Origin of the sequence: Hymenobacter glaciei (genome assembly GCF_039539585.1) — a bacterium.
Taxonomy (GTDB): Bacteria; Bacteroidota; Bacteroidia; order Cytophagales; family Hymenobacteraceae; genus Hymenobacter; species Hymenobacter glaciei.
Map to the genome: position 1 here is coordinate 112,203 of NZ_BAABDK010000021.1, position 25,118 is coordinate 137,320.

Consider the following 25,118-nt stretch of genomic DNA (forward strand, 5'->3'; position numbering starts at 1 on the left):
CAATGCTTTGACTTCGCCCGGCATGACGTTCTTTATTGCCCCAATACTCATTTAGCGCTTCATTGCCCACCCAATGCCCTTCCTCTACATCGCTCTGGCCCTGCTGGCCGCGTATCTGCTTGGCTCTATTCCCACGGCCCTGTGGGTGGGCCGCCGCTTCTTCAAGCTGGCCGACATCCGCGAGCACGGCTCGGGCAACGCCGGAGCTACCAACACTTTCCGGGTACTGGGGCCGAAAGCGGGTAGCTTCGTGCTGTTTGTGGATGCGCTGAAGGGCTTTGTGGCTGCTTTTTTCCTGCCGCAGTGGCTGGTGGCCCAGGGCGCCATCGCGCCCGAGCACGAGCTATACTACCGCCTGGCTTGCGGCGCATTGGCCGTGGTGGGGCACATCTACCCGGTGTTTGCGCAGTTTCGGGGCGGCAAGGGCGTGGCCACCATTCTGGGCATGATGCTGGGCGTGGCCCCGGCCACGGTAGGCGTGTGCATCCTCGTTTTCATCGTGATGCTGCTGCTCTTCCGCTTCGTGAGCCTGGCCAGCATGACGGCGGGCGTCACCTTCGCGCTGCTGCAGCTGCTGCCGCAGTTCCGCCCGGCACAGCCGTTTCTGGTGTACGTGGGCTTCCTGCTGGCCGCCCTGCTGATTTACACCCACCGCGCCAACATCGGCCGGCTGCGCAGCGGCACCGAGAGCCGCGTGCCCATGCCGTGGGAGCGGAAGTAGGGGAGTCTGTTGGCCCGTGCCTAAACAACAGCGCCCGACCATTGTGGTCGGGCGCTGTTGTTTGATGGCGAACGATGTAGAGACGCGACCCGTCGCGTCTCCAGAACTGCGCCGTCCGGGTGTCGTTCAGCCGTACTCGTTCAACGCCGAGACGCGAAGGGTCGCGTCTCTACATCGTTCTGGCTTTTAGCCGGGGGTGGGGGCCGGCTTGGCGCTGCGCCCGGCCGTGGCGTTGGGCTTGCGGGCCGACTGGTAGGCGGCGAAGAATGCGGGGGCTTTGGCTTCGTAGCGGGCCAGCTGGCGGTCGATTTGGCTCACGAGCAGGGCCTGGGCTTCGCGGTAGTAGCAGGCCAGCTCCTTGGTGTCGGCGGCCCCTTCGGAGCGGGCCGCGCGGGGAGCGGCCTGTTCGGCTTTGAACTGGGTGATGGCGTCGCGTAGCTCGGTGAGGTCGGTGGCGGCCACGTCGAGGTCTTTCAGGTTGGTGGCGTGCTCGGTGCCTTTGGTGAGAATGAGGGCGCTGATGCGGATAAGGTCGGCATCGGACTGGCGCTCGAGGGTGCGCTGGGTGTAGTCGACGGCGGCCTGGAGGGGAAGGTCTTCGCGGGCAGGGTCGGCGGCGAAGGCAAAGAGGGCGGCCCCGATGTTGTGGGCGGCGAGCACCACGCGGGCACGGGTTTTCTTCTTCACGAGGGTGAGGCCGCCCGACTCAGGCCGCCGGGCCTGGTGCTCGGGGTCGAGGAGGTCGACTTCGGTTTGGAAAGCACCCACGGCTGCCGTCAAGGCCTTGTTGGCGGTGTAGTCCCCGGTGTGCTCTTTCAGCACGAGCAGGGTAGTTTGGAACATGGCCAGTTTGGCCCGCTGCTTATCATTCATGGCGGAAAGGGGAAAAAGGGTGAACGTGGAAAAATAACGGGTGCCGCTGGCCGCTCAAACCCGGCGGACCCGACAACGATGCCCGCCGCAGCCGCGAACGAGGCGGCCGTGGCGTCAAGCATCGCGGCGGAGCCGTCAGAGATAGCAGCGGAGCCGTCAAGCCTCTCAGCGGTGGCGTCGGGGCGTGCGGCCGGGCTGGCGAGCCTATGTGGTATGGCGTCATGCGATGCGGCCGGAGCCGGGAGCATCCCGGCCGGGTCGACAAGTACGGTGGCGGGGCCCGAGAGCCCGGCGGCCGGGGAAGGGAGCATCCCGGCGGTGGTTGGTAGAAAGGGGGTTAGGGGTGGGAGTTAGGAGCGGAAGGAGCGGGGAAGGTAGGGAGGATTCGGGAGAATCGAAACCCGGCGCGGAGGAGCGTTGGCAAACGGTGTTACTTTGTGTCAAACTGTTGCTACTGCTATGCCCACCCGCGCCCAACTTCCGGCCGTGCCCCGCCTCACCTACCTGCGCATCAAAAACTACCGGGCCCTGCGCGACGTGGAGTTTCGCGACCTCACGCCCCTCACGGTGCTCATCGGGCCGAACGGCAGCGGCAAATCCACGGTGCTGGACGCGCTGGATTTTTTAGCGGATGCAATGGCCCTTGATTTAAAAAGTGCTTGGGGAAAACGTAATCGGTTTGCAGGAATTCGGACGCGGGGGATTGAAGGACCTATTTCATTTGAGATAGTAGTGGCAGCAAATGAAAAACACCTTCGGTACACGATTGAAATTTCTGAAGGTACACAAAAGGAGCCGTCGAAAGTTTTCATCAGTTATGAGAAATTCGAGGTTCTAGTCCCGAACCCTTGTGTCGTTTTTGAGTGCATGTATAAAGGCGACGAACGAGAACATGCTGGTGTGCAAGTACCATATCTGTTGCCGAATGGCCGGTCGGGTACTGTGGTAGGAGAAGAAGATTTTGGTATCGTGGGAAACAGCCTAAGAGGACCACTTGATTTGGGGTCATCTAACGATGCTCAGCTTAAAACGCTAGCCCATGCCGTTTGGGCTTTGACTGACACATATCGTTATATTCACCTTACTGACGAGCATCTGAAAGGCCACTCTGATGAAGGACCACGCGAGGAACTTTCGCCCAACGGCAACAATCTGCCCAACGTGCTCTACTACCTGCACACGAAGCACCCAGAAACGCTGGAAAAAATTACGGCGCAGATGCGGCGCTGGGTGCCGGGCCTGGCCGATATCGTAACAGAAATAACGTCGGATGAACGGCTGCTGCTGCGCTTCCGCGATGCGCCGTTTGAGAAGCCGCTGCCGGCGCAGTACATGTCGGCCGGCACCATGCGGCTGGCGGCGCTGCTCACGCTGCTGTACGAGCCGGGCGCCACCGGATTGTTGGGGATTGAAGAGCCGGAAAATGAGCTGCACCCGCGCCTGCTGCCCCGGCTGGCCGAAGAATTAGGCAAGGCTACGGAAACGCGGCAGCTGCTGGTGGCTACGCATTCGCCCTTGCTGCTCGATGCGCTGGAACCGGAACAGGTGTGGATACTGGACCGTGGCCCCGATGGCTACACCCAAGCCACGCGCACGGCCGACATTCCCCATGTGAAGCAGATGGTGGAAGACGGTTCGCCACTGGGCTACTTGTGGACCAGTAATTTCTTCAGCGTCGGTGACCCCCTGGCACCCCGTAAAGCGGCTTCCGATGCACGTTGAGTTTTTGCTGGAAGAGCCTTCCTCGGAAGCAGCATTAAACCAGCTACTGCCGCGGCTGCTGCTGGCCGATGATACATGGCGCTGTGTCCCGCACCGGGGCAAAGATGCCCTGCTGCTGCGCCTGCCCGCGCTCCTGAAAACATACGCTAGCCGCCTGCCGCACGAGCCCGGTTTGCGCGTGGTCATCTTGATGGATGCGGACGCCGACTGCCGAAAGGTGAAAGCCGAATTGGAAAAGCTGGTAGCCGCCGCGCATTTGCTCACCAAAACCACCGCGCCCGCCCATGTGCCCTTTCGGGTGTTGACCCGCTTGGCTGTTTCAGAATTGGAAGCGTGGTTTTTGGGCGACCGCGAAGCCATTCAAGCGGCCTATCCACGGGTACACGCCCATCATTTCAAAGGCCTGAACCGTGACCCTGATGCCATCACCGACACTTGGGAAACGCTGCATCGGGTGCTTCAAAAAGGCGGGTATTACCTCACCACCAAAGCCAAAGTTGAGTGGTCTGAAAACATTGCCCAGCACCTGATGCCAGGGCGAAATGAGTCGCCCAGCTTCCATTATTTCTGTGCAGGACTGGCGGCGCTGCGGTAGGGGTGATGAAGGAGGGCGGCCGTCGTGCAGAGTGCTGCATGACGGCCGACATTAACCGTTAGCCATTCATCATTAACTACTAAACAATCGCCTTCCCATCCTCCATGTCCTTCTCCAGGAGCGGCGACTTGGTTTTGCCCACAATGTAGCGCAGGCCCTTGTCGTAGCTGATGTAGCTCCACGTCCACTGCAGCAGCACCATGAGGCGGTTGCGGAAGCTCACCAGCGAGATGACGTGTACCACGCCCCAGGCCAGCCAGGCCAAAAAGCCGCTGAGGTGGTATTCCTTGCCGAAGAGCTTGATGTCGGCCACGGCGTGGTTGCGGCCAATTGTGGCCATCGAGCCCTTGTCGTGGTACTGGAACCGCTCGGCCAGCTGCCCGCCCAGCCAGCGCTTGAGGTTGTCGCCCAGCAGGCGGCCCTGCTGAATGGCGGGCTGTGCCACCATGGGGTGCCCTTCGGGGTATTCAGTTGTTTTCATGGCCGCGATGTCGCCAATGGCGAATACGTTGTCGTAACCTTCCACGCGGCTGTATTCGTCCACGGCGTAGCGGTTGCCGGGCAGCAGGCAGTCGGCGCGCAGGCCCTTGATGGGGGCACCCGTGACGCCCGCCGCCCATATTACGGTGCGCGACACGAACTGCTGCCCGGTGTTGAGCGTGACGGTGTAGCCGTCGTACGACTTCACCCGGGCCTCGAGCCACACCTGCACGCCAAACTCGCGCAACGACTCCAGCGCCTTTTGCGAGGCATGGGCCGACATGCCCTTCAACAGCACCGGCCCGCTCTGCACCAGGTGAATGTCCATCTCCTTGAAGTCGAGCTCGCGGTAGTCCTTCGGAAACACGTGGGTGCGCAGCTCGCTCAGCGCGCCCGCGATTTCAACGCCGGTGGGGCCGCCGCCCACAATCACGAAGTCGAGCAGGCTGTTGATTTGCTCGTAGTCGCCCAGCTGCAGGGCCTGCTCAAAGTTGGAAAGCACCGTGTTGCGCAACTCAATGGCTTCCTCCACACTTTTAATGGCGATGGAGTTTTTCTCCATGGCCGCATCGCCAAAGTAGTTGGGCTCGGCCCCGGTAGCCAGCACGAGAAAGTCGTAGCGCAGCAGGCCAATGGTGGTTTCCACCACCTGCTTCTCGGTATCCACGCCCTGCACTTCGGCTAATCGGAAGTAGAAATTCTCCTGCTGGCTGAGGATTTTGCGAAACGGCGACACAATGTCGCCCTCGTCGAGGGCCGCCGTGGCCACCTGGTAGAGCAGCGGCTGGAACGTGTGGTAATTCTGCTTATCGAGCAGCACCACCTGCACTGGCGCGTCTGCCAACGCTTTGGCCAGCTCCAGGCCGCCAAAGCCGCCGCCCACAATCACCACCCGCGGCTTGCCGAGGTCATCAATTTTCGTTAACCCTTCCATGCGGTAAAGATGCGAAGCCGGATGGCGGCCTCCCGGGGGCTGCTTACCCAATTTAGACCGGTGGGGTTGTGTCGGCGGGCACTAGCGGGCGGGCCGCATCGAACCATGCAAGCCCCGGTCGCGTTAGCCGCCTACGTTCACCAACCCAACAGCTTGCGTATGAAAGTGCTGCCAATTGCTTCTTTGCTACTTGCCACGGGCTTGCTAGTAGCCGCCAAACCCGCTGCCGAAACCCAGCCCGTAACAGTGGTAGTGTCGTCGCTGGTGTCCACTACGTCTACCGTGAAGCTGTTTTTTTACAATACCCGCGCGGGTTTTCTGAAAAGCGGCAAGTGGGCCTTTTCGAAGTCGGTGAAGCCCGACGGCAAAAGCCAGTTCTCGCTGCCCGTCGAGTTGCCGCCCGGCGAGTGGGCCGTGGCCATCACCCAGGATTTGAACAACAACGACAAAATCGACAAGAACTTCCTCGGCATTCCTACCGAGCCCTACGCCTTCTCCAACAACATTCGGCCCACCGTGGCCGCCCCCGATTTCAACGAGTGCAAGTTCATGGTCAATGGCCCGGGGCGCGTGGTAAATATTGTACTTAAAGATTAATTTTAATTTACATTTATTGATTTCATTCAGTGAAAAAGCCACCGTTGCCTCCGCAACGGTGGCTTTTTGATGCTTCTGAGATAGATGCTGCCCCGAACCAGTGCATCATGGGGTAGAAGGGTAAAATATCAATCTTTCTTGAGCAAGTAATATATAGTGGCTCTGTAAGTTAGCTTTGCAATAAGTAGACTTATTCCGAGTTCCTTTTTACTTGTACCATGCAAACCTTTTTCGCTGCTTTCTCTGCGAACGCAAAAACACTATTGATTGCCACCTTGTTGCTGGGCAGTGGAGCATTCGGCAAGGCTTGGGGCCAATGCACAACCTGCAGCTACTCCGTCGTCAACCCCAGCAAAGGCATAACATATGTGCTGGTTGGGGGCGAAACCCTTACCATTGAGCGCAACGTCAATTTCGAGGGCACTGTTAGCATTGTGGGCAACAACGTGCGGGTCATCAACTTAGGTGGCATCACCAAGGGTGGCGGCATATTGGTAGGTGGCAACAGCGCCGTCATTCGCAACGAAGGCGAAATCAACAACAGCAATGGCGTTGGCAGTGGTGGTTTCCTGACGGTAGCCAGCGGCACGACTGGCACAGTGCTCGACAACCTGGGCACAATTTCCTCGCAGGACATTAAGCTGAATGCACCCACCACTGTGAATAACGGTAGTGCCGCCATCACTAATGCTGCCTGGAGTGGCTATGTAGGCAACAACTTCACAGCTGCCATTACCATCAACAACTTCGGGCATTGGAGTGGGGAAGTGCACAACTTCCCTGGTGGCACGCTAACCAACAGCGGCACGTGGTCGGCCTATTTTACCCCGGGCGACGGCACCACTATCCACAACAGCGGTACGTGGAGTGCCTCGGACCTAAACTACTCGGGGGGGCTCACCATCAACCACACCGGCGGCACCTGGAAGGCCAACCTCAACGGCGGCACCCGACTCGCCGTGAACAACAGCGGCGTCTGGACCAAAGGCTTCAACTTCCCCGGCACCGGCCCCAACAGCTTCGTGAATACGGGCACGGCAACGTTGGACCGCTACCTCGGCATGGGCTCGGCTACCACCATCACCAACAGCGGTACCATGCTCATAACCCAAGGCATGAGCGATATCAGTGCCAACTCGAGCTTGGTGAACAGCCAGGGGGCTTTGTTTCGCGTCACGGGCCAGTTTGTGAACTCGGGAACCGTGAGCAACGCGGGCGCAGTGGCCAACACCGGCAACTTTACCAACAGTAGCAGTGGCACCATCACCGGGCCGCCGTCGCCGCAACGTGGCTACTTCACCACGGGCGGCTATTCGTCGAATGCCGGTTCGTTCGGCCGGGGCAATAGCCGGCTCGACTTCTGCAATGGAACAAACCCAACTGGCTTCGACTCGCAGACGGGTTCTGTCGGCCCATCCACCACCTACTGCTCGAGCCGGCCGCTGCCTGTCGAGTTGGCTGCCTTCACTGCCGAGGTTGTGAAAGGGCAGGTGCAGTTGCGCTGGGCTACCGCTTCGGAGCAGAACAGCGCAGTCTTCATTATCGAGCGCAGCGCCCAAGGCGAAGTATTTGGCGCTTTGCGCGAGGTAAGCGCTCAAGGCAATTCAACAGCGGTAACGGTGTACGCGGCCGATGACGCACAACCGCTGTCCGGCACCAGCTATTACCGCCTGCGCCAGGTCGACCGCAACGGAGCCGTGGCCTTCTCGCCAGTGGTGCAAGTGCGCATGGCGCCGGGCATGCAGCCCGTGCTGGCCTACCCTAACCCTGCCACCGACCGCCTCACCCTCGACCTGACGGCAGCCGCAGCCGAGCCCTGCGCCGTGCGTGTGCTCAGCCTCGCCGGCCAGGTAGTGCGCACCGCAACCCTGCCTGGTGGCAGCGTGCAGGAGATGCCGCTTGCTGGCCTGCCCGCCGGCCTGTACCTGCTGCAGGTTCGCACTGCCCAGGGCAGTACGGTGCAGCGCATCGAGAAGCGGTAAGCGCCTCGCTAGTCGCCCCGAAACGGATGCAGCCCGCGACCCAGTCGTTCCACCAGCGTTACGGCGCGGCGGGCGCGGGTGGCGGGCTGTTTGGCTTCAGCTACCAGGCGGGCCATGGCCCGGCGGTGCGCGCCGCTGTAGTTGTCGAACGCGGTTTCGGCCTCGGGCCAGGCTGCGAGGGCTTCAGCCAACTCATCGGGTACGTCGACGTGGTCGGGGTTGGGGTCGAGCGCCATGCTAACTTCCAGCTCCTGGCCCAGCACAATGCCCACCGCTTTGCACACGTCTTTGTTCAGCATCAGGTAACGGCCGCCACCTTCCAGCGGCAGCAGCCCTAGCCGCAGCGCGTGGCCACGAATCGTGGCGATGACGCGCTTTGTGGCTTTGCCACCCAGGGCTTCGAGTACCTCAATTGGCACCACGATGGTTTGGGTTGGCATGAAGCTGGGACCGCCCGGCTCCAGCACAGCGCGAAAATGAATGGGAACAGCCATAGGTCAGTAGGTGAACGGTGTAGAGATGCAATATTTTGCGTCTCGTTGTTAGTGCTGCTGTGCTTCGTTTGCTGATGTAGTTTAGTCGGCGCGGTTATACGCGTGGCCGGTCGTTCGACGACGAGACGCAAAATATTGCGTCTCTACACCGTTCATGGGTTCCTGACTTGGCCGGTGCCGCGCACCAGCCACTTGTAGGTGGTCAGTTCTTCTAGGCCCATGGGCCCGCGGGCGTGCAGCTTCTGCGTGCTGATGCCGATTTCGGCTCCCAGCCCAAACTGCGCGCCGTCGGTGAAGGCGGTAGAGGCATTGGCATACACCGCGGCCGCATCCACGGCATTAAGGAAGGCTTCGATGTTTTTGGCATCTTCCGAGATAATGGCCTCGCTGTGCTTCGAGCCAAACTCGGCAATGTGGTCCAGCGCCTCCGCCAGTGAGGCGACAGTTTTCACGGCCATGCGCAGCGACAAAAACTCGGTGCCAAAATGCTCCTCTGTGGCATGGGCTAGCAACAGCGCTGGATAGTGGTTGGTCAGCGCAGTATAGGCTAGCGCATCGGCAAAGAGCTGCACGCCGGCATCGGCCAGTGGCGCCAGCAGCATGGGCAGGTCGGGTAGGCGGCTTTTGTGTAGCAGCAGGCAGTCGAGCGCGTTGCACACGCTCACGCGCCGGGTTTTGGCGTTGGCGATAATGGCTGCGCCACTGGCCAAATCGCCGGTTTCGTCGAAGAAGGTATGCACCACGCCCGCTCCGGTTTCGATGACCGGCACGCGCGCATTTTCCCGCACGTAGTTGATGAGGGCCTGACTACCCCGCGGAATCACGACATCCACGAACCCCACAGCGCGCAGCAGTGCCTCCGTGGCGGCGCGCTCGGGTGGCAGCAGCGTGGCCACAGCGGGCGGCAGGCCGTGGCGGGCCAACACGGGCGCGGCCACCGCCAGCAGCGCGGCGTTGGAAAATGCTGCATCGGAGCCGCCCTTCAGCAGGCAGGCGTTGCCGGTTTTCAGGCACAGCGCCAGGCTGTCGATGGTAACGTTAGGCCGGGCTTCGTAGATGATGCCCACCACGCCCAGCGGCACCCGCACTTTGCTCATTTGCAAGCCATTCGGCATGGTTTGCTGCCGCAGTATTTCGCCCACCGGCGACGGTAGGCTGGCCACAGCGCGCAAGTCAGCAGCAATGCCGGCCAAGCGCTCGGTCGTGAGGCGCAGGCGGTCGTGGCGCGGGTCGGCTGCGGGCATACGGGCCAGGTCGCGGGCGTTTTCGGCCAGCAGAAAGCTGGTTTCGGCCACCAGGGCATCGGCCAGGTCGCGCAGCAGCGCATCGGTGGCGGCGGGGGCCAAGGCAGCCAATGCGCGGCTGGCCTGCTGGGTGGCTGCTAGTTGCGGGGTCAGGTCCACGGGTTAGGCGAGGTCAGGGTTCAGGAACAGGTAATCGTAGTGCACCAGCGGGCGTTGGTGTTGGTGCCCCAGGCGCTCCAGGGCCTTGTCGAGACCGTATTCGGCAATGCCGAGGCCCAAGGGTTGCCCGGCCTCGTCGGCCAGCTGCACAATGTCGCCTTTTCGAAATTCTCCTTCGATGCCGAGAATGCCCACTGGCAGTAGGCTCACGGCCTTGCCGGGCGTGCTCAGGGCGGCACGGGCGCCGGCATTCACACGCACCACGGCTTTCACGGCGCTGTGCGCGTGGGCCAGCCACTTCTTCTTGCTCGAAGCCGTTTTGCTGGGCCGGAACCAGGTGCAGGGCGCCGTGCCCGCCAGCACACCGGGCAGAATATCGGCCGTTTTGCCATTGGCAATGTGCACGCTGATGCCCAGCTTGGCCACCTTGTGCGCCATGTGGCACTTGGTGAGCATGCCGCCGCGCCCAAACTGTGAGCGCTGCGCCGTGATGAACTGCTCGAAGCCCGTATCGGCCGGCGCAATCTCCCGAATCAGCTCCGACTCGGGCAGGCGCGGGTCACCGGTAAAAATCCCGTCTACGTTGCTCAGAATAATCAGCGCATCGGCATCGAGCTGCGCGGCAATGAGACTGGCTAACTCGTCGTTATCCGTGAACATCAGCTCCGTTACGGAAATCACATCGTTCTCATTCACAATGGGAATAACCTGCTGCTGGAGCAATTCCTGGAAGCAGTTCCGCATGTTCAGGTAGTGCTGGCGGTCGCGAAAATCCTCCTTAGTTACCAGCACCTGGGCGCAGAGCAGGCCGTGGCGGCCCAGCAGCTCGGCGTAGGTGCTCAGCAGTTTTACCTGACCCACGGCGGCCAGCAGCTGGCGGCTGCGCACGGCATCGGCCTGCGCCGGCACCGTAATGAGGCTGCGGCCCGCCGCCACCGCCCCCGACGATACCACGATGACTTCCAGGCCCTGAGTTTTCAGCTGCGCAATCTGGTCCACGAGGTGCTCCATGCGGGCCAGGTCGGGCAGGCCATTGTCCTGGGTGAGCACGTTGGAACCGATTTTGACGACGAGGCGGCGGTAGGAGAGCGGCATGGCGGAAGGGAAATAAGGCGCGACTAAAGCTAGCTTGAACAAACAAGAACGTCATGACGAGCGCAGCCGAGGCATGACGTTCTGTTTATCCTCTACACCGTCGCCCCCAACTCCCGCAGCTGCTTGTTGATGAAGTCCACTTCCTCAAACGTGAGTTGGAACTCCATGGCGCGGGCATTCTGCACGGCCTGCCCGGGGTTGCGGGCCCCCACCAACGCCACCGAAATGCCGGGCTGCGCCAGCGTCCAGCGCAGCACGAGCTGGCTTACGGTGGCGTTTTTGGTTTCGGCCAGCGGGCGGATTTTGTTCAGCATGCTGTTCACGCGCTTCACGTTTTCGGGCGTGAAGAGGCGGTGGCCCCGGCGCAGGTCGCCCTCGCCGAATTCCTGGCCGGGCTTCATCTTGCCCGTTAGCAGGCCTAGCTGCAACGGGCTATACACCAGCACGGCCTTGCTGTGCTCGCTGCAGTACGGCATCACATCGGCTTCAATATCGCGCCGCACCATGCTGTATGGTACTTGGTTCGAGGCGATGTTGAGGGTTTTGTCGGCTTCCTGCATCTGGGCCACCGAATAGTTGCTCACGCCGGCAGCCCGCACTTTGCCCTGCTCGACCAGGAGGCTCAGGGCCTCCATCGTCTCGTCAATCGGCGTGGTCACATCGGGCCAGTGCTGTTGGTAGAGGTCGATGTAATCGGTGCCAAGGCGGCGCAGGCTGTTTTCGCACTCTTTGATGATGCTGTCGCGGCCAGCGTACTTGTACACGTCGAGGTCGTGGCCCTGGTTGTCCTTGGTTTTCATGGCGAAATCGCCCTGGGTCAGGTCCCAGCGCATGCCGAACTTGGTGAGGAGTTGCACCTTATCGCGTGGCAGCGTTTTGATGGCTTCGCCCACAATTTCTTCGCTGAAGCCCATGCCGTACACCGGCGCGGTGTCGATGCTGGTTACGCCCAAGTCGTAGCTGGCGTGGATGGCGCCTACGGCATCGTTCTGCTCGGTGCCGCCCCACATCCAGCCGCCGGCTGCCCAGCTACCGAAGGTGATGCGCGAAACAGAAACGTCGGAGGAGCCTAATTTTTGATATTCCATGAGGATAATAGGGTCTGTTAAATGCCCAGGGGCGAAGTTGCTAACCGTGGCTTAAGCCTGAAGGTTGCGGAGGCGTTAATGAAGGTGACTGCGCGCGTTCTGTTCAAAACGTCATGCAGAGCGTAGCGAAACATCTTTGCCTCCATCACAAAGCCTGTCGATTGGATTGCGTTGCGGGGCAAAGTGCTTCGTTGCGCCCAGCCTGACGCTCTTGCCCTTTACCCGATACTCCCGAAACTTTTCGCCGCGCCCGTTCCTTGTAGCAGCTTCCAATAGCCTCTAAAAATAATAACGATATGAAAGTTGAAATCTGGTCCGATGTGGTGTGCCCGTTCTGCTACATTGGCAAGCGCAAGTTTGAGAATGCGCTGAAAGACTTTGCGCACCGCGACGAGGTCGAAGTTTTGTGGCACAGCTTTGAGCTCACACCCGACTTCGAGCCCATTCCCGGCGAGAGCATCCACGAGTCGCTGGCCAAGAAAAAGGGCGTTTCGGCCGAAGAAGGCCGTAAAATGAGCGACTACATGACCACCGCTGCTAAGGAGGTAGGGCTCGATTACCAGTTCGACAAAACCATTCCGGCCAATACTTTCCTGGCGCACCAGCTCATTCACCTCGGCGCGCACCACGGCCGGCAGGATGCCACCAAGGAGCGTCTGTTGGCTGCCTACTACCTCGAAGGCCAGAACATCGGCGACCTAGACACGCTGGTAAAGCTTGGCACCGAAGTCGGCCTAGAGGCTGCCGAAAGCCGCGCCGCCCTCACGGCTGGCACCTACGCCGAAGCCGTGCGCCTCGACGAGTACCACGCCCAGCAGATTGGCGTGCGCGGCGTCCCCTTTTTCGTGTTCGAAGACAAATACGCGGTATCGGGTGCCCAGCCCAGCGAGCTCTTCGCCGAGGTGCTGGAGAAGGTGTACGACGAATTCAAGCCCACCAAGCCGGCCCTGACCATGGTAGCCAACGGTGACGCCTGCGGCCCCGAAGGCTGCGAGGTATAAGCGCGTCGTAGCCGCGTAACGAAAGAACGTAACGATACAGAACGTCATGCTGAGCGCAGCCGAAGCATCAACGCGGCGTAACTAGAGCAGTGTACGGGCAGAAAGGTGTAGGGGCGGGGCTTGCCCCCGCCCCTACACCTTTCTGCCCGTACACTGACCCCGAAACCGCTCTAATAAATTTTAGTATGGCGGTAGAGATGCTTCGGCTGCGCTCAGCATGACGTTTCTTTTTTAAGTTCTACCAGTGTTCAGGCTCGTAGCATCGGGATGTGCGGAATGCCGTCTTCCACATACATCGGCCCTGATTGCTCGTAGCCGAACTCGTTATAAAAGCGCTCTAGGTGCTGCTGGGCGCCGATTTTATTGGGCTGCGGGCCAAATAAGGCATCGGAATGCGCCAGCGCCTGCCGCATCAACTCGCGGCCCAGGCCATACTGCCGGAATTGCTGCGCCACAATCACGCGGCCAATACTGGCCTGCTCATAGCTCTTTCCCGCATCAAACAGGCGAGCGTAGGCGGCCAGCTCGCCGGCTTCGTTGTAGCCCAGTAGGTGGTGGGCATCCATGTCCTGGCGGTCAATATCTTGGAAAACACAGTTTTGCTCCACCACAAACACTTCCGAGCGCAGGCGCAGCAAATCGTAGAGAATCAGGCTTGGGAGGGATTCAAAGGGAAGGCAGTGCCAGCGAATAGTCATAAACGAACTCTATTTGGGCATTTTGGCGACGTCTTTCAGCGTCAGCACTTGGTACTGAATGCCCAAATTAGCGGCATTCTGCTCCACGGTGGTCGGGAAGCCGGCCTTTTTGCGGCGCTCATTTACCTTGGCCGCATCCTTAATGGGCCACACAAAGGGCGGCTGAGCCTCTCGGCGGCCGGTTTTCGGGTTCAGCACGTTGTAGCCGAAAGCCTGGGTGCCGTACAGCTGCGCCTTGCCGTCGCGCATCAACTGGCGGTCCAGCATCTGCGCGTAGAGGTAAAACGGTAATTCGCCTTCGCCAGCGGCCTTTTTGATGAGCGGCAGGTACTGGTCGATGGCGTCGGAGTGCTGAATGACGTACCACGCGGCCTCGTTGGTGGGCTCGCCCACCAGCGTTTTGCCAGGGTAGCCGTACTGCTTGATGATGGCCCTCAGCCGCAGTAAATTGACTGAATCTGTTTGCTGCATGCGGCGAACCAGATAGGAATTGAGCGATTCTCTAGTTACACCCAGAGCTGTGGCGAGGGAGTCGGGTTGGCGGCGGTAGCGTGGGGCGAATAGTATCCGCCGCCATTGGCGGTCGGTTTCGGCAATGCTGTCCAGTTCGTGCTTGAGCTGCTGGTTGATGGTCGCTTGCGCAGCAGCCAAGTGTGGTAGCAGCGCAAGCAGCAGTGCGGTGAGAAAGTACTTCATGAAAAAAGGCAGTTGTGTAATCTGGAACGTCATGCAGAGCGCAGCGAAGCATCTTGCCCGCAGCAGCTAACTCATTCGATTGGATTACTGGTGGCGGGCAAGATGCTTCGCTGCGCTCTGCATGACGTTTAAATTTGACGTTTTGCAATCGTTCAACGCTACGCTGTTACGGCTTCCTCGCTGCCCAACTCGCTCAGCACGCGCTTGGCCTGCTGAATGGATTTGACTTCCTCAAACGTCACAATCAGCTGCGCCTTGTGCTCCTTCAGCTTGGCCGTGCGCGGGTGCGTTTGCACGTAGTTGAGGATGGTGCCGAACTGCTCACCCTGGAAATAGGCCTTGTGGTCGTCGTCGGCGGGCAGGTAGCCCTTTAGTGTGTCGCGCTTGAGGGTGATTTTGGCGAAGCCCACCTTGCAGGCCTGCCAACGCAGCCGCACTATGTCGGCCAGCTGCTCCACCTCGGGCGGTAGCGGCCCAAACCGGTCGACCATGCTGGCCAGCAGCTTGCGCAGCTCCTCGGGCTTCTGGGCGCGGTCGAGCTTGGCGTACAGCTGCAGGCGCTCCGATACGTTGCTCACGTACTTCTCCGGGATGAGCACCTGCTGGTCGGTTTCGACGTTGCATTCCTGCCCGCGGCCCGCGCCGGCCGCCATTTGCAGGCGTTGCTGCGAGTTGGCGTCGCCCAGAAACAGGTCGCGGAATTCGGTTTCCTTCAATTCCTGCACGGCCTCGTCCAGAATCTGGTGGTAGGTTTCGTAGCCCAGGTCGTTGATAAAGCCCGACTGTTCGCCGCCCAGCAAATTACCCGCGCCGCGAATATCCAGGTCGCGCATAGCCACGTTGAAGCCCGCCCCGAGTTCCGAAAACTCCTCCAGCGTGCTTAGGCGCTTGCGGGCGTCGGCGGGTAACTGCGCTACTGGCGGCGTCAGTAAATAGCAATACGCCTTGCGATTGGAGCGGCCCACGCGGCCGCGCATCTGGTGCAAGTCGCTCAGGCCGGCCAGGTGGGCGCGGTTGATGATGATGGTGTTGGCGTTCGGAATGTCGAGGCCCGACTCGATGATGTTGGTGCTCACCAGCACATCGTATTCGCCCTCCACAAACTTCATCATGCGCTTTTCCAGCATCTCGCCGTCCATTTGCCCGTGGGCGAAGGTGATTTTCGCATCCGGCACGAGCCGCAGAATCGTGCTGGCCATTTCCTCGATGTCTTTCACGCGGTTGTGCACGAAAAACACCTGCCCGCCGCGTTTCAGCTCCCGCGCCACCGCGTCGCGAATCAGAATCTCGTCATACACGTGCAGCTCCGTGGTCACGGGCTGGCGGTTGGGCGGCGGCGTGGCAATCACGCTCAGGTCGCGCGCGCCCATCAGCGAGAAGTGCAGCGTGCGCGGAATCGGGGTGGCTGAGAGCGTGAGCGTGTCTACGTTCACCTTCAATTCCTTCAGCTTGTCTTTGGTCTTGACGCCGAATTTCTGCTCTTCGTCAATGATGAGAATGCCCAAATCCTTAAACTTGATGTCCTTATTAGTCAGGCGGTGCGTGCCAATCAGAATGTCGGTTTTGCCCTCAGCTACGCGCCCCAAGGTCTCCTTAATCTGCTTGGTCGACTTAAACCGGTTGATGTATTCCACCGTCACGGGCAGCGTGGCCAGCCGGTCGCGGAAGGTCTTGTAGTGCTGCATTGCCAGAATGGTGGTGGGCACCAGCACGGCGGCCTGCTTGCCATCGGCCACGGCCTTGAAGGCGGCGCGAATGGCAATTTCCGTTTTGCCAAAGCCCACGTCGCCGCAAATGAGGCGGTCCATCGGGTGGGGCTGCTGCATATCCTGCTTCACGTCCTCGGTGGCCTTGGCTTGGTCGGGCGTGTCTTCGTAAATGAAGCTCGACTCCAGCTCGGCCTGCAGGAAACCATCAACTGAAAAAGCAAAGCCGGGCGCCGTTTTGCGCTTGGCGTACAGGCGAATAAGGTCGGCCGCAATGTCCTTCACCTTCTTCTTCACCGACTTCTTCTTGTTCTCCCACTCCGGCGAGCCCAGCTTGCTCATGGTAGGCGGCGAGCCCTCGGCGCCACTGTACTTGGCAATTTTGTGCAGCGAGTGAATGCTCACCGTCAGCAAGTCGTCGTCGCGGTACACCAGCCGAATGGCTTCCTGAATCTGCCCGTTGATTTCCACTTGCGTCAGGCCCGCGAACCGCGCAATGCCGTAGTCCTGGTGGGTCACGTAGTCACCGGGCTGCAGCGTTTTCAATTCGCGCAGCGTCAGCGCTTTCTTCTTCGAGAATTTCCGCGCTTCCTGGGCCCGGTAATAGCGCTCGAACAGCTGGTGGTCGGTGTACACGGCCAGCTCCAGCTGCTCATCAATGAAGCCTTCGCGCAAGGCCAGCAGCAGGTGCTGGAATTGCACGTTGTTGTCGAGCTCGTCAAAAATGGTCCGCAGCCGGTCGGCCTGGCGCACGGTATCCGAGGTAATGATGGTGGTGAAATTCCGCTGCTGGTTTTCCTTGATGTTCTTCACCATCCGCTCGAATTCCTTGTTGAAGCTCGGTTGCGGCTTGGCGCTGAACTGGAAGGTGTCGGCGTTTTTGAAGTGAAAACGCTTGCCGAATTCCACCACGGCGAATTCATCGAGCAGCTTCTTGAAACTCTTGCCCGATTCGAATAAATCGCCCGGCTTGCTCACGATTTGCATGCCGCCGGCCTCGCTCAGCATCTGCTGAAAGTTCGCCTCCGCCTTCTCAAATAATTCCGTCACCACGTCCAGCGTCTGGCGTACGTCTTTGGCCCAGATACAGGCCGTACGGGGCAGAAACTCGAAGAAAGCCTCGCGCGTTTCGGTCAGCATCTTGGTCTGCACATTTGGAATGATGCTGATGCTGGGTCGCGCCTCCACCGACAATTGCGTTTCGGGGTTGAACGTCCGGATGCTCTCGATTTCATCCCCGAATAATTCGAGGCGGAATGGCAGCTCATTCGCGTAGCTGAACACGTCGACAATGCCGCCGCGCACCGCGTATTGCCCGGCCTCGTATACGAAATCCGTTTTTTCAAAGTCGTATTCACCCAGCAGCTCGCCCAGGAAATTCACGTCCAGCTTGTCGCCCACTTTCGCGTTGAAGGTGTTTTTCACCAGGCTCTGCCGGTTAATTACCTTCTCCGTCAGCGCCTCCGGGTACGTCACGACAAACACGCTGTTGCCCGTGCCAGCGGCCCGCGTGGTGTTGATGCGGTTCAGGGCCTCGGCGCGCATTAGCACGTTGGCGTTTTCGGTTTCGTCGAACTGGTACGGCCGCTTGTAGGAACTCGGAAACAGCAGTACCTCGGGCCCCTCGGGCAGCAGATGCTGCAAATCGGCCAGGAAGTACGCCGCTTCCTCCTTATCGTGCATAATGAATACGTGCGGATGCTGGGCGTGGGCCGTAGCGGCTACCACCACGGCATCCTGGCTGCCCACCAGCCCGCGCAGGTGCAGGCGCACGCTGCCGGCGTCGGGCTTGGCCGCAGCGCGCAGGCGCGAGGCCAGCACTTGTAGTTCGGGAGAAAGGCGGTATAAACGAAGGAAGTCAGCTACTTGCACAAAAAATCGAACTAGGGAGGGGCAAATGAAGTAGCCCGGCCAGATGATTATCCGGTCGGGCAGCGGGGTAAATACACGGGAGCCGCGGCGAAGGTTTCTTCGGCCGCTGCCGTGTTCGAAGGTAAGCCGGGCCTGGCGTAGCTTCGCCGGGGCTTCTTGCGCCAGCTGCTATGCGTCGTCGGTTACAGTTACTCAAAGGCTTGTGTTGCGGTATCGTGGGCGTGGCGCTGCTGCCCTACGCATCCTGTGCGCAAGCACCTGGGAAAACCCTCACGACCTATTACGACTCGGCCCGCACGCAGCGCCGCACCGTGTACCAGGTGCAGTTGCGCGGCCCCCGCCCCGATACCGTGGCGCACGGTTTCTTTCGGCGCTTCTGGCGCGACGGCAGCATCAGCGAAATTGGTCATTTCACCGAAGGCGCGGCCGACAGTACCTGGACGCGCTATTACCCAGTTTCGGCCGGCCAAGAGCCGGCAGTATCACGCCGCTTGCCCATGAAAGCCGGCCAGCCCGACGGTGCCTTTACCGTCTGGCACCCGAATGGCCGGGTGGCCCAGCGGGGCACGTTCCGGCAAGGGCAACTCGTCGATTCGGTGGTGACCACCAGCAAAACCGGCCGCCCCCGCCTGCTGGCCCGCTTCGATAGTAGCCGCACCTCCGGCCTGCGCGGCACGTTCCGGCAGTGGGACGGGCGTTTTACCTCTGATTTTCTAGCGGTAATGTATTACTGGGGCGATGGTACAAGCAGCAACAATACGTACCCGCGTCGCGATTCTGCCCGTTACTGGCTCGGCCAACTCAACACTGGCCGGCTGGTGGGGGCCTACACCGAATACGACCCCGATGGTGAGCCTCGCGTGCGGCTGTCCTACACGCCGCAAGGCCAGTATCGCCTCGCTACGCTCTACTATCCGGCGGTCTGGCTGCGCAACGAACAAGGCCGCGACCAACAACTGCCGTTGGATAGTGTGGTACACAGCCGGCCGATGTTCGAGTGGCAGGCCGTAGGCCAACACCCTTACCTGCTGCAGCACTACTGGTCCTTCAGCTCGGGCTTGACAGACGACATCGCGCAGGTGCAGCTCTTCCAGATGGTGCCGTACAAGCTGCCAAATAAGCGGGGCGGCCATACGTACGTCGGCGACCTGGTGGGTATTCTGGACCGGCCGCTGGCACCCGCCCCACTGCCCGCGCAGCTCGTCGCGGCTTTCATGCGGCCGGTGCCCGCTCAGCCCGGGCTGGTGTGTAGTGGTTTGGCCACGCAATACCTGCTGCATAAACGGCCGCCGCTGCCGGAGGTAGCCGTTGCCGGCGGCTCGGTGCTGCGGCGCTACCCATCGCTTCGCAGCTACCAGCCACCCCTAGGCCTACAAAAGCTAAGCAGCCCCGGCCGCTGGCGGTTGGGCGAAGCCGATACCACCGGCATAATGCACCGACCAGCCCGGCGGCGCGAAACGGCATTGCCAAACCGGAATCGGGTGGTGGAAACGCCATTTTCAACCCGGGTTTACTCGCCGAAAGGACAGTTGGTCGAACTGACCCTTTGGCGTTTTGGGGGGCGCAAGCTCGAGCGCCGATACTACGACAACGGCCAGCCCGAATCCGTGACCCGCAAAGGCTGGTTGGCTTCGTATAGCCGGGGCTGGAACGAAGCGGGAAAGCCCATCAGCAATGACCTGAACCGCTTGCTTGGGATAAGAATGGTCAGAGTGCGCCGCCAAGTCACCCGTAATGGCAAGGTTAAGGTGAGAACCAGAATCCAACCGCGTTTCCATAAACCCCGCGGCAACATTCACTTCCGCTGATGCTCGGTAATTCGCATCATTGTAGCTTCGCGGCCGGCTTAGTTATCGGATATTTCAACTACGTCGGGTTTGACAGAATGAATAATCATTCGACCAAACCCTGGCCTGACGACTAGCAACGAACAACCGACAACTACAACCCTGCATGCGCGGCTCTTCCCACCTGGCCATCGGCCTCATTACCGGCTTTGCGGTGGCCGGCCTGGCCCCGGGCATTCCCTTCTCGCTGGCCGGCATTGCCCTGGCCGGCTTCTCCAGCTTGGCCCCCGACCTCGACCACCCCGAAAGCCGCCTCAGCAAACGTCTTGGCTTCACCCAAAACTACGTGCGCTGGGCCTTTGCCGCCGGTGCGCTAACTATTGCTGCCTACGCGTATTTGCAGCTGCAGCCCGGCTCCGAGCAGCGCCTGTACTACACGGCCGCGCTGGCCTTTGGGCTGATTGGCGTGGGCATGCAGGGTGGCTCAACGCGCCGGCTGGCGTTGCTGTTCACGGGCCTGGGCACGGTAGTCGCGGGCCTCTACACCGAGCAGCTGTGGCTGAGCTTGCTGGGTACTTTCGTCGCGCTGGCTCCCTTTACCTCGCACCGCTCCTGGACGCACACCATCTGGGCCACCGCGCTCTGGACCTACATCGGCCACCTGGCCGACCAGCATCTGGGCTGGCGCGGCGTAGCTCTTTATGCCGGCACCGGCTACGTCTCGCACCTCCTGGCCGATACCCTCACCAAAGCCGGTGTAAGGTGGTTTCTGCCAATCTGGGAGTACTCCTTCAAAGTGCCGCTTATTAGCACGGGCTCGGCCAGCGGCAACATGCTGGAAGTGGGTATTTGCGTGGGCTATGCCTTGCTTGTGCTTGGGCTGGTGGTCGGTTCCATGCATTTGGTGTAGTCCTGGGGCCGCGCAGCCGGGCCGGCGGGCATATATCGTAACCTTGCACTATTGCATAAGTCAGCGAAGAACACTAGCTTCGCAGCAGATATGCTGTTAAGATAGGACTGTGTTGGTATAGGTTCAGGTTGTTATTCTGCGATTTCAATCGTTTCCGCCAGTTCGGACCCATTAAAATTTCCTTTTTTGAGCATTGGGTGTCGGGCCTGCCTGCTATATGGCAGCCGCGCCAGGCTCCTGTTATGTCCTGCTGCTGTTTTATCCCGACGCCGGCTGGCAAATGTGCCAGCGTTTATGCGGGTATTTCTACCACCCGTCGCCGTACTGCCTCCCCACTCAAAACACTTCTCTAACTTTACGCAACTCCATTACCATGAACCAGATGAACAGCCCCTTGATTCGGGTTGGTGTCTTTTATGACGGCAACTATTTTTTAAAAATTAGCGACTATTATTATTTCCAGCACGAGCGCAAGGCCCGCATTAGCCTCGAAGGCCTCCACGAATACATCCGCCACCAGGTAGCCGAAGAAGAAGATGTCGACGTGCGCTTGGCGCGCATCACCGATGCCCACTTTTTTCGGGGGCGCCTCTCGGCCACCGAAGCCCGCGACAAGGACCGTCTGTTCCACGACCGCCTGCTCGACGATATATTGATGAACCTGGGCGTGCAAACGCACTACATGGCCCTGAAAACCCGCGACGGCCGCCTCCAGGAAAAGGGCATCGATGTGTGGCTAAGCCTCGAAGCTCTCGAGCTGGCCCTGCACAAAACCCTCGATGTGGTGGTACTCATTGCCGGCGACAGCGACTACGTGCCCCTCATCCGCAAGCTCAACACCGTGGGCACCCGCGTGATGCTGCTGAACTGGGATTTCAAATACGAAGATTTTAAGGGCGAAACCCGCGTGACGCGCGCCTCGCAGCAGCTGCTCGAGCAGGTAACCTACCCGGTGGCCATGCACGACGTGATTGACCGCGGCCTGCAGGAGCAGGACGAAGTGGTAGAAGCCCTGTTCGTGAACCAGTCGGAGCCCGCCGCTTTCGCGCCCAGCACCGCCGCTGCGCCCAAGCTGGCCCGGCCCACCGGCCCCACTGCCGCCGGCCCCGTAGGCACGCTTGGCATGAGCACCATCAAAAACCTGAAAAACGGCTTTGGCTTTGTGGTAATGCCCCCGAACAACCTGTTTTTCAGCTACGCCGACTTGACTGAGGGTGACTTCAACGACCTGCGCGAAGGCGACTGGGTAGAGTTCACTGTGGGCCGCAACCACCGCGACGAGGACTGCGCCCGCAACGTGCGCAAAGTAACTGCCCCGCAAATGACCGACGGCGAAGACGAGTACGAGCCCGTAGGCGTGCATTCGTCGGTCGAGCTGTAAAGCTCCCAACGTTAAAGACACAAAAAAGCCCACCAGAATTATCTGGTGGGCTTTTTTGTGTCTTTATACTTGAGATTGCCCCATCACTAGCTGTGCGAAGTCGCGTTTAGAGGCCGGGTAGCGGTTGAAGGTACCCAAGCCGCGTGCCACGGCTACGTCGTCGTGGCCCTCTTTTATACGGTATACCACGCAGCTGCTCACCACCAGGGAATTGCCGCTGTGGTCGACAATGCCGCGCGCCATCAGCTCATCGTGCAGGTGCACGGCGTGCAGGTAGTTCATCTTGAACTCGACGGTGGACACGAATTCGAGCTTGGTGAAGGCCAGTGAGAGAGCCGCCGCGCCGAGGGCCGAATCCATGAGGCCGGCGAGCACGCCGCCGTGGCAGGTGTTGGGTGAGGAAAGGTGCTCGTCGCGGACGCGCATGTGGTACTCGACCTGGCCGGGTGCGCTCACCGTCAGTATCATGCCGTTGGTACGGCCGAAGTGGTTCATCTGGTTGTAGGCAGCCACCATGGTGGCGAGGTCGGGGAGGGTAGGGGCTTTATCAGACATGAGCAGGGTGGGAATTGCCGTAGCAAGTTTGCCGAAAAATTTACTTCATTTGCTGAAAGCGGCTTTTTCAGACCTAAAAGGCCGGGTTTTTACTTCCTGCTTATTCCCGCCATGTCCACGCAGCCGCTCACGTTCGCCGAGTTCTACCCGCGCTACCTCAGCGAGCACAGCCGGCGCGGCACGCGGGTGCTGCATTTTGTGGGCACTACGCTGTTCATCCTTTGCCTGGCCATGTTGGTGCGCACCGGCAACTGGAACTGGCTGGCCGCCGGTGTAGTAGCAGCCTACGGCTTTGCGTGGGTAGGCCACTTTTTTGTCGAGCACAACCGCCCGGCTACCTTTCAGCACCCCTGGTATTCGCTGTTGGGCGACTTCCGGATGTACTTCGACCTGTGGCGCGGCCGTGAAAAGTTTGGGGAGAAATAACCTAGTGTCGTTTCTGCGAGTCCACGCACTACAGGTTCGGCTATGCACGGATGTTCGCCTAGGCGCGGACTCGCAGAGTCCCTCCGGGTACGACCACGCTACGCCTTACAATTCCTTGCGCATCAGAAAATGCGGAATGACCCCGAATAGCGTGTGCGAGGGCTCGACCAACACATAGCCTAGCTTCTCATAAAAGCCTACCACTGCTTCCCGCGAGTGCAACACGACTTCGGCGATGCCGACGGCCCGCGCCTCGACTTCCAGATGCGCCACTACCTGGCGGCCCAGGCCAGTGCCGGCGGCTTCGGGAGCCACGGCCATGAAACGAATCTGGCCCTGGGTGGGGCCAGTGGGTTGCAGCATGCCCACGGCTAGTGCCGCTGCAGGCGTCGCGTCATCCAGTAGCAGCGCGTGGATGGTGCCGGGCTCTTCGTCGGCCGGCACGCGCTCCGAGCCGGGTGGTTGCTGCCAGGGCGCGCGCAGCACAGCGTAACGCAGGGCGTAGTAAGCGTCCCATTCGGTGGACGTACGGGGTGGCTGAATGGTGGCAGCAGGATGCATAAGCGGAATGGGAAGCAGGGGCGCAACCAAGGCCGGTGCGGGTTGTTACCTTTACGGCCCGGCCAACGCCGGTTTAATCTTCTCAAAACTACGCCCCACCCGCTATGGCATCCTTCGACATCGTGAGCAAAGTTGACCCGCAAACCCTCGAAAACGCGGTGAACACAGCCCAAAAAGAACTCCAGACCCGCTACGACCTACGCGACACCAAAGGCGGCATTGAGCTTAACAAAAAGGACAACACCATCCTGCTGTCTTCGGAAAACTCGATGCGCGTGAAGGCGCTCGAAGACATTCTGCTCGGCCGCGTGGTGAAGCAGGGCATCGACGGCACCAGCCTCGACTTCACGGCCGATGAGCAGCCGAGCGGCCAGCTCATCAAGAAAACCATCAAGGTGCGCGCCGGCGTCGACAAGGAGTTCGGCCGCAAAATCATCAAAGCCATCAAAGATGCTAAGGTGAAGGTGGAAGCCCAGATGCAGGACGACCAGGTGCGCGTATCGGCCAAGAAAATCGATGATTTGCAAGCCGCCATTGCCGTGCTGCGCAAAGCCGATATTGGCCTGCCGCTGCAGTTCGTGAACATGAAAAGCTAAAAAAATGTGATAATGAGGGAGATGTGAAAATGTGGAAATCAGGCTTGTAACGGCGGATTGTAAGCTGCTATTAACTGCCCTGACTATTTCTTTTTATCATTTCCACTTTTCCACATTCGTCAATTACCACATTTAACTTATGTACGATTTTTCGGCCTTTGCCCACCCCGCTACCTGGGTTAGCCTGCTCACCCTCACGTTCATGGAAATCGTGTTGGGCATCGACAACATCATTTTTATTTCCATTGTCGTGAACCGGCTGCCCAAGGAGCAGCAGGCGCGCGGCCGTACAATCGGCTTGCTGTTGGCACTGCTGTTCCGCATTGGTTTGCTGCTGAGTATTTCCTGGATTGTAGGGCTGCGGGCACCCCTGTTCAATCTTCCCAATTTCCCGTGGCTGGACGACAAGCCGTTTGGCGTGACGGGCCGTGACCTCATCCTGTTAGCTGGTGGCCTGTTCCTGATGTACAAGAGCACCACCGAGATTCATACCAAACTGCAGGGCGAGGAAGATGAGGAAGGCATGGGCGGCACCGGCGTCTCAATGGCAAGCATCATCGCGCAAATTGTGGTGATTGACATCGTGTTCAGCTTCGATTCCATCCTCACCGCCGTGGGCCTCGTCGACAACGTGCTGGTGATGATTGCGGCCGTTATCTGCGCCATGGGCATCATGCTAAGCTTCAGCAGTGTGGTTGCCAACTTCGTGAACAACAACCCGACAATCAAGATGTTGGCGCTGTCGTTTCTCATCATGATTGGTTTCATGCTGGTGATGGAAGCCGCCCACAAGGAAGTGGAAAAAGGCTACCTCTACTTCGCCATGGCCTTCTCCCTGATAGTGGAGTTGCTGAACCTGCGCCTGCGCAAAAAGAACAAGCCCGTGAAGCTGCGCGACTCGCAGTACGATTAAGGTAAGTGCTGTTACGCAGTCGGGGAGTAGCG

General features: G+C 60.0%; 23 protein-coding genes. 12 read left to right on the plus strand and 11 right to left on the minus strand.

Translation table 11 applies throughout. The annotated features are described in order from the left end of the window. Nucleotides 1-73: 73 nt before the first annotated feature. Nucleotides 74-721 (plus strand): glycerol-3-phosphate 1-O-acyltransferase PlsY, encoded by a 648-nt coding sequence (gene plsY, locus ABD837_RS13500; RefSeq protein ID WP_345055394.1) that lies wholly within the window; start codon nt 74-76, stop codon nt 719-721. 186 nt (nt 722-907) lie between these two features. Here plsY and ABD837_RS13505 read toward each other — a convergent pair whose 3' ends face one another. Next, entirely contained in the window at nt 908-1,594 is a 687-nt protein-coding gene (locus tag ABD837_RS13505; protein WP_345055396.1) for a hypothetical protein, read from the minus strand. Nucleotides 1,595-2,053: 459 nt separating this feature from the next. Between ABD837_RS13505 and ABD837_RS13510 the strand changes: the two genes are divergently transcribed. After that, nucleotides 2,054-3,316, plus strand: a complete 1,263-nt coding sequence (locus tag ABD837_RS13510) for an AAA family ATPase (protein ID WP_345055398.1) — start codon at nt 2,054-2,056, stop codon at nt 3,314-3,316. Continuing rightward, nucleotides 3,306-3,911, plus strand: a complete 606-nt coding sequence (locus ABD837_RS13515) for a DUF4276 family protein (RefSeq protein ID WP_345055400.1) — start codon at nt 3,306-3,308, stop codon at nt 3,909-3,911. The genes ABD837_RS13510 and ABD837_RS13515 overlap by 11 nt, the downstream gene beginning before the upstream one ends. A 79-nt stretch (nt 3,912-3,990) precedes the next feature. On the opposite strand, the gene ABD837_RS13520 is transcribed toward ABD837_RS13515, so the two are convergent. After that, nucleotides 3,991-5,325: an NAD(P)/FAD-dependent oxidoreductase gene (locus ABD837_RS13520; protein ID WP_345055402.1), complete on the minus strand. Its 1,335-nt coding sequence runs from the start codon at nt 5,323-5,325 to the stop codon at nt 3,991-3,993. 159 nt (nt 5,326-5,484) lie between these two features. Here ABD837_RS13520 and ABD837_RS13525 point away from each other — a divergent pair, with 159 nt between their 5' ends. Next, on the plus strand, nt 5,485-5,922 hold the full coding sequence (locus ABD837_RS13525; protein WP_345055404.1) for a DUF2141 domain-containing protein: 438 nt from the start codon (nt 5,485-5,487) through the stop codon (nt 5,920-5,922). 218 nt (nt 5,923-6,140) lie between these two features. Beyond that, entirely contained in the window at nt 6,141-7,904 is a 1,764-nt protein-coding gene (locus tag ABD837_RS13530) for a T9SS type A sorting domain-containing protein (protein WP_345055407.1), read from the plus strand. 8 nt (nt 7,905-7,912) lie between these two features. Here ABD837_RS13530 and ABD837_RS13535 read toward each other — a convergent pair whose 3' ends face one another. The 4 genes from ABD837_RS13535 to ABD837_RS13550 form a co-directional block, all read right to left on the minus strand. Continuing rightward, entirely contained in the window at nt 7,913-8,398 is a 486-nt protein-coding gene (locus tag ABD837_RS13535) for a YdeI/OmpD-associated family protein (RefSeq protein ID WP_345055409.1), read from the minus strand. A gap of 152 nt (nt 8,399-8,550) precedes the next feature. Further along, complete coding sequence (locus tag ABD837_RS13540) at nt 8,551-9,801, minus strand: glutamate-5-semialdehyde dehydrogenase (protein WP_425554344.1); 1,251 nt, start codon at nt 9,799-9,801, stop codon at nt 8,551-8,553. A 3-nt stretch (nt 9,802-9,804) separates the two neighbouring features. Beyond that, nucleotides 9,805-10,896: a glutamate 5-kinase gene (proB, locus tag ABD837_RS13545; protein ID WP_345055411.1), complete on the minus strand. Its 1,092-nt coding sequence runs from the start codon at nt 10,894-10,896 to the stop codon at nt 9,805-9,807. A 92-nt stretch (nt 10,897-10,988) separates the two neighbouring features. Beyond that, nucleotides 10,989-11,984, minus strand: a complete 996-nt coding sequence (locus tag ABD837_RS13550) for an aldo/keto reductase (RefSeq protein ID WP_345055413.1) — start codon at nt 11,982-11,984, stop codon at nt 10,989-10,991. A gap of 296 nt (nt 11,985-12,280) precedes the next feature. Here ABD837_RS13550 and ABD837_RS13555 point away from each other — a divergent pair, with 296 nt between their 5' ends. After that, a complete protein-coding gene (locus tag ABD837_RS13555) occupies nt 12,281-12,985 on the plus strand; it encodes a DsbA family oxidoreductase (protein WP_345055416.1) in 705 nt (234 codons plus the stop codon). A gap of 248 nt (nt 12,986-13,233) precedes the next feature. On the opposite strand, the gene ABD837_RS13560 is transcribed toward ABD837_RS13555, so the two are convergent. From ABD837_RS13560 to mfd, 3 genes are all read right to left on the minus strand, one after another. Then, nucleotides 13,234-13,683, minus strand: a complete 450-nt coding sequence (locus ABD837_RS13560) for a GNAT family N-acetyltransferase (protein ID WP_345055418.1) — start codon at nt 13,681-13,683, stop codon at nt 13,234-13,236. Nucleotides 13,684-13,692: 9 nt separating this feature from the next. After that, a complete protein-coding gene (locus ABD837_RS13565; protein ID WP_345055420.1) occupies nt 13,693-14,379 on the minus strand; it encodes a DUF6624 domain-containing protein in 687 nt (228 codons plus the stop codon). Between the two features lie 158 nt (nt 14,380-14,537). Further along, nucleotides 14,538-17,957, minus strand: a complete 3,420-nt coding sequence (gene mfd, locus ABD837_RS13570; RefSeq protein ID WP_345055423.1) for a transcription-repair coupling factor — start codon at nt 17,955-17,957, stop codon at nt 14,538-14,540. 170 nt (nt 17,958-18,127) lie between these two features. Here mfd and ABD837_RS13575 point away from each other — a divergent pair, with 170 nt between their 5' ends. The 3 genes from ABD837_RS13575 to ABD837_RS13585 all read left to right on the plus strand — a co-directional run bounded on the left by ABD837_RS13575 (nt 18,128) and on the right by ABD837_RS13585 (nt 22,035). Beyond that, nucleotides 18,128-19,765 carry a toxin-antitoxin system YwqK family antitoxin gene (locus ABD837_RS13575; RefSeq protein ID WP_345055424.1) on the plus strand — a complete coding sequence of 546 codons (1,638 nt, stop codon included), beginning with the start codon at nt 18,128-18,130 and terminating at the stop codon, nt 19,763-19,765. A gap of 145 nt (nt 19,766-19,910) precedes the next feature. After that, nucleotides 19,911-20,654: a metal-dependent hydrolase gene (locus ABD837_RS13580; protein ID WP_345055426.1), complete on the plus strand. Its 744-nt coding sequence runs from the start codon at nt 19,911-19,913 to the stop codon at nt 20,652-20,654. A gap of 382 nt (nt 20,655-21,036) precedes the next feature. Further along, complete coding sequence (locus ABD837_RS13585) at nt 21,037-22,035, plus strand: NYN domain-containing protein (protein WP_345055428.1); 999 nt, start codon at nt 21,037-21,039, stop codon at nt 22,033-22,035. A 63-nt stretch (nt 22,036-22,098) separates the two neighbouring features. Here the strand turns inward: ABD837_RS13585 and ABD837_RS13590 are convergent, their stop codons facing one another. Next, a complete protein-coding gene (locus tag ABD837_RS13590) occupies nt 22,099-22,590 on the minus strand; it encodes a PaaI family thioesterase (RefSeq protein ID WP_345055431.1) in 492 nt (163 codons plus the stop codon). A 111-nt stretch (nt 22,591-22,701) separates the two neighbouring features. Here ABD837_RS13590 and ABD837_RS13595 point away from each other — a divergent pair, with 111 nt between their 5' ends. After that, nucleotides 22,702-23,016, plus strand: a complete 315-nt coding sequence (locus ABD837_RS13595; RefSeq protein ID WP_345055433.1) for an Mpo1-like protein — start codon at nt 22,702-22,704, stop codon at nt 23,014-23,016. A 105-nt stretch (nt 23,017-23,121) separates the two neighbouring features. Here the strand turns inward: ABD837_RS13595 and ABD837_RS13600 are convergent, their stop codons facing one another. Further along, nucleotides 23,122-23,577 carry a GNAT family N-acetyltransferase gene (locus ABD837_RS13600; RefSeq protein WP_345055435.1) on the minus strand — a complete coding sequence of 152 codons (456 nt, stop codon included), beginning with the start codon at nt 23,575-23,577 and terminating at the stop codon, nt 23,122-23,124. 104 nt (nt 23,578-23,681) lie between these two features. On the opposite strand from ABD837_RS13600, the gene ABD837_RS13605 reads away from it, so the two are divergent. Both ABD837_RS13605 and ABD837_RS13610 read left to right on the plus strand, forming a co-directional pair. Next, nucleotides 23,682-24,173, plus strand: coding sequence for a YajQ family cyclic di-GMP-binding protein (locus tag ABD837_RS13605; protein WP_345055437.1), 492 nt, complete (start codon nt 23,682-23,684; stop codon nt 24,171-24,173). A gap of 139 nt (nt 24,174-24,312) precedes the next feature. Next, nucleotides 24,313-25,086, plus strand: a complete 774-nt coding sequence (locus ABD837_RS13610) for a TerC family protein (RefSeq protein ID WP_345055439.1) — start codon at nt 24,313-24,315, stop codon at nt 25,084-25,086. Nucleotides 25,087-25,118: the final 32 nt, after the last annotated feature.

Bases quoted from the DNA above. Each gene is read 5' to 3' on its own strand.
- ABD837_RS13550 (WP_345055413.1), bottom strand. From the start codon at position 11,984: ATGGAATATCAAAAATTAGGCTCCTCCGACGTTTCTGTTTCGCGCATC.
- ABD837_RS13580 (WP_345055426.1), top strand. From the start codon at position 19,911: ATGCGCGGCTCTTCCCACCTGGCCATCGGCCTCATTACCGGCTTTGCG.
- ABD837_RS13565 (WP_345055420.1), bottom strand. From the start codon at position 14,379: ATGAAGTACTTTCTCACCGCACTGCTGCTTGCGCTGCTACCACACTTG.
- ABD837_RS13605 (WP_345055437.1), top strand. From the start codon at position 23,682: ATGGCATCCTTCGACATCGTGAGCAAAGTTGACCCGCAAACCCTCGAA.
- ABD837_RS13555 (WP_345055416.1), top strand. From the start codon at position 12,281: ATGAAAGTTGAAATCTGGTCCGATGTGGTGTGCCCGTTCTGCTACATT.
- plsY (WP_345055394.1), top strand. From the start codon at position 74: ATGCCCTTCCTCTACATCGCTCTGGCCCTGCTGGCCGCGTATCTGCTT.
- ABD837_RS13515 (WP_345055400.1), top strand. From the start codon at position 3,306: ATGCACGTTGAGTTTTTGCTGGAAGAGCCTTCCTCGGAAGCAGCATTA.
- ABD837_RS13585 (WP_345055428.1), top strand. From the start codon at position 21,037: ATGAACAGCCCCTTGATTCGGGTTGGTGTCTTTTATGACGGCAACTAT.
- ABD837_RS13560 (WP_345055418.1), bottom strand. From the start codon at position 13,683: ATGACTATTCGCTGGCACTGCCTTCCCTTTGAATCCCTCCCAAGCCTG.
- ABD837_RS13525 (WP_345055404.1), top strand. From the start codon at position 5,485: ATGAAAGTGCTGCCAATTGCTTCTTTGCTACTTGCCACGGGCTTGCTA.
- proB (WP_345055411.1), bottom strand. From the start codon at position 10,896: ATGCCGCTCTCCTACCGCCGCCTCGTCGTCAAAATCGGTTCCAACGTG.
- ABD837_RS13610 (WP_345055439.1), top strand. From the start codon at position 24,313: ATGTACGATTTTTCGGCCTTTGCCCACCCCGCTACCTGGGTTAGCCTG.
- ABD837_RS13595 (WP_345055433.1), top strand. From the start codon at position 22,702: ATGTCCACGCAGCCGCTCACGTTCGCCGAGTTCTACCCGCGCTACCTC.
- ABD837_RS13520 (WP_345055402.1), bottom strand. From the start codon at position 5,325: ATGGAAGGGTTAACGAAAATTGATGACCTCGGCAAGCCGCGGGTGGTG.
- ABD837_RS13575 (WP_345055424.1), top strand. From the start codon at position 18,128: ATGCGTCGTCGGTTACAGTTACTCAAAGGCTTGTGTTGCGGTATCGTG.
- ABD837_RS13535 (WP_345055409.1), bottom strand. From the start codon at position 8,398: ATGGCTGTTCCCATTCATTTTCGCGCTGTGCTGGAGCCGGGCGGTCCC.
- ABD837_RS13505 (WP_345055396.1), bottom strand. From the start codon at position 1,594: ATGAATGATAAGCAGCGGGCCAAACTGGCCATGTTCCAAACTACCCTG.
- ABD837_RS13590 (WP_345055431.1), bottom strand. From the start codon at position 22,590: ATGTCTGATAAAGCCCCTACCCTCCCCGACCTCGCCACCATGGTGGCT.
- ABD837_RS13530 (WP_345055407.1), top strand. From the start codon at position 6,141: ATGCAAACCTTTTTCGCTGCTTTCTCTGCGAACGCAAAAACACTATTG.
- ABD837_RS13510 (WP_345055398.1), top strand. From the start codon at position 2,054: ATGCCCACCCGCGCCCAACTTCCGGCCGTGCCCCGCCTCACCTACCTG.
- ABD837_RS13600 (WP_345055435.1), bottom strand. From the start codon at position 23,577: ATGCATCCTGCTGCCACCATTCAGCCACCCCGTACGTCCACCGAATGG.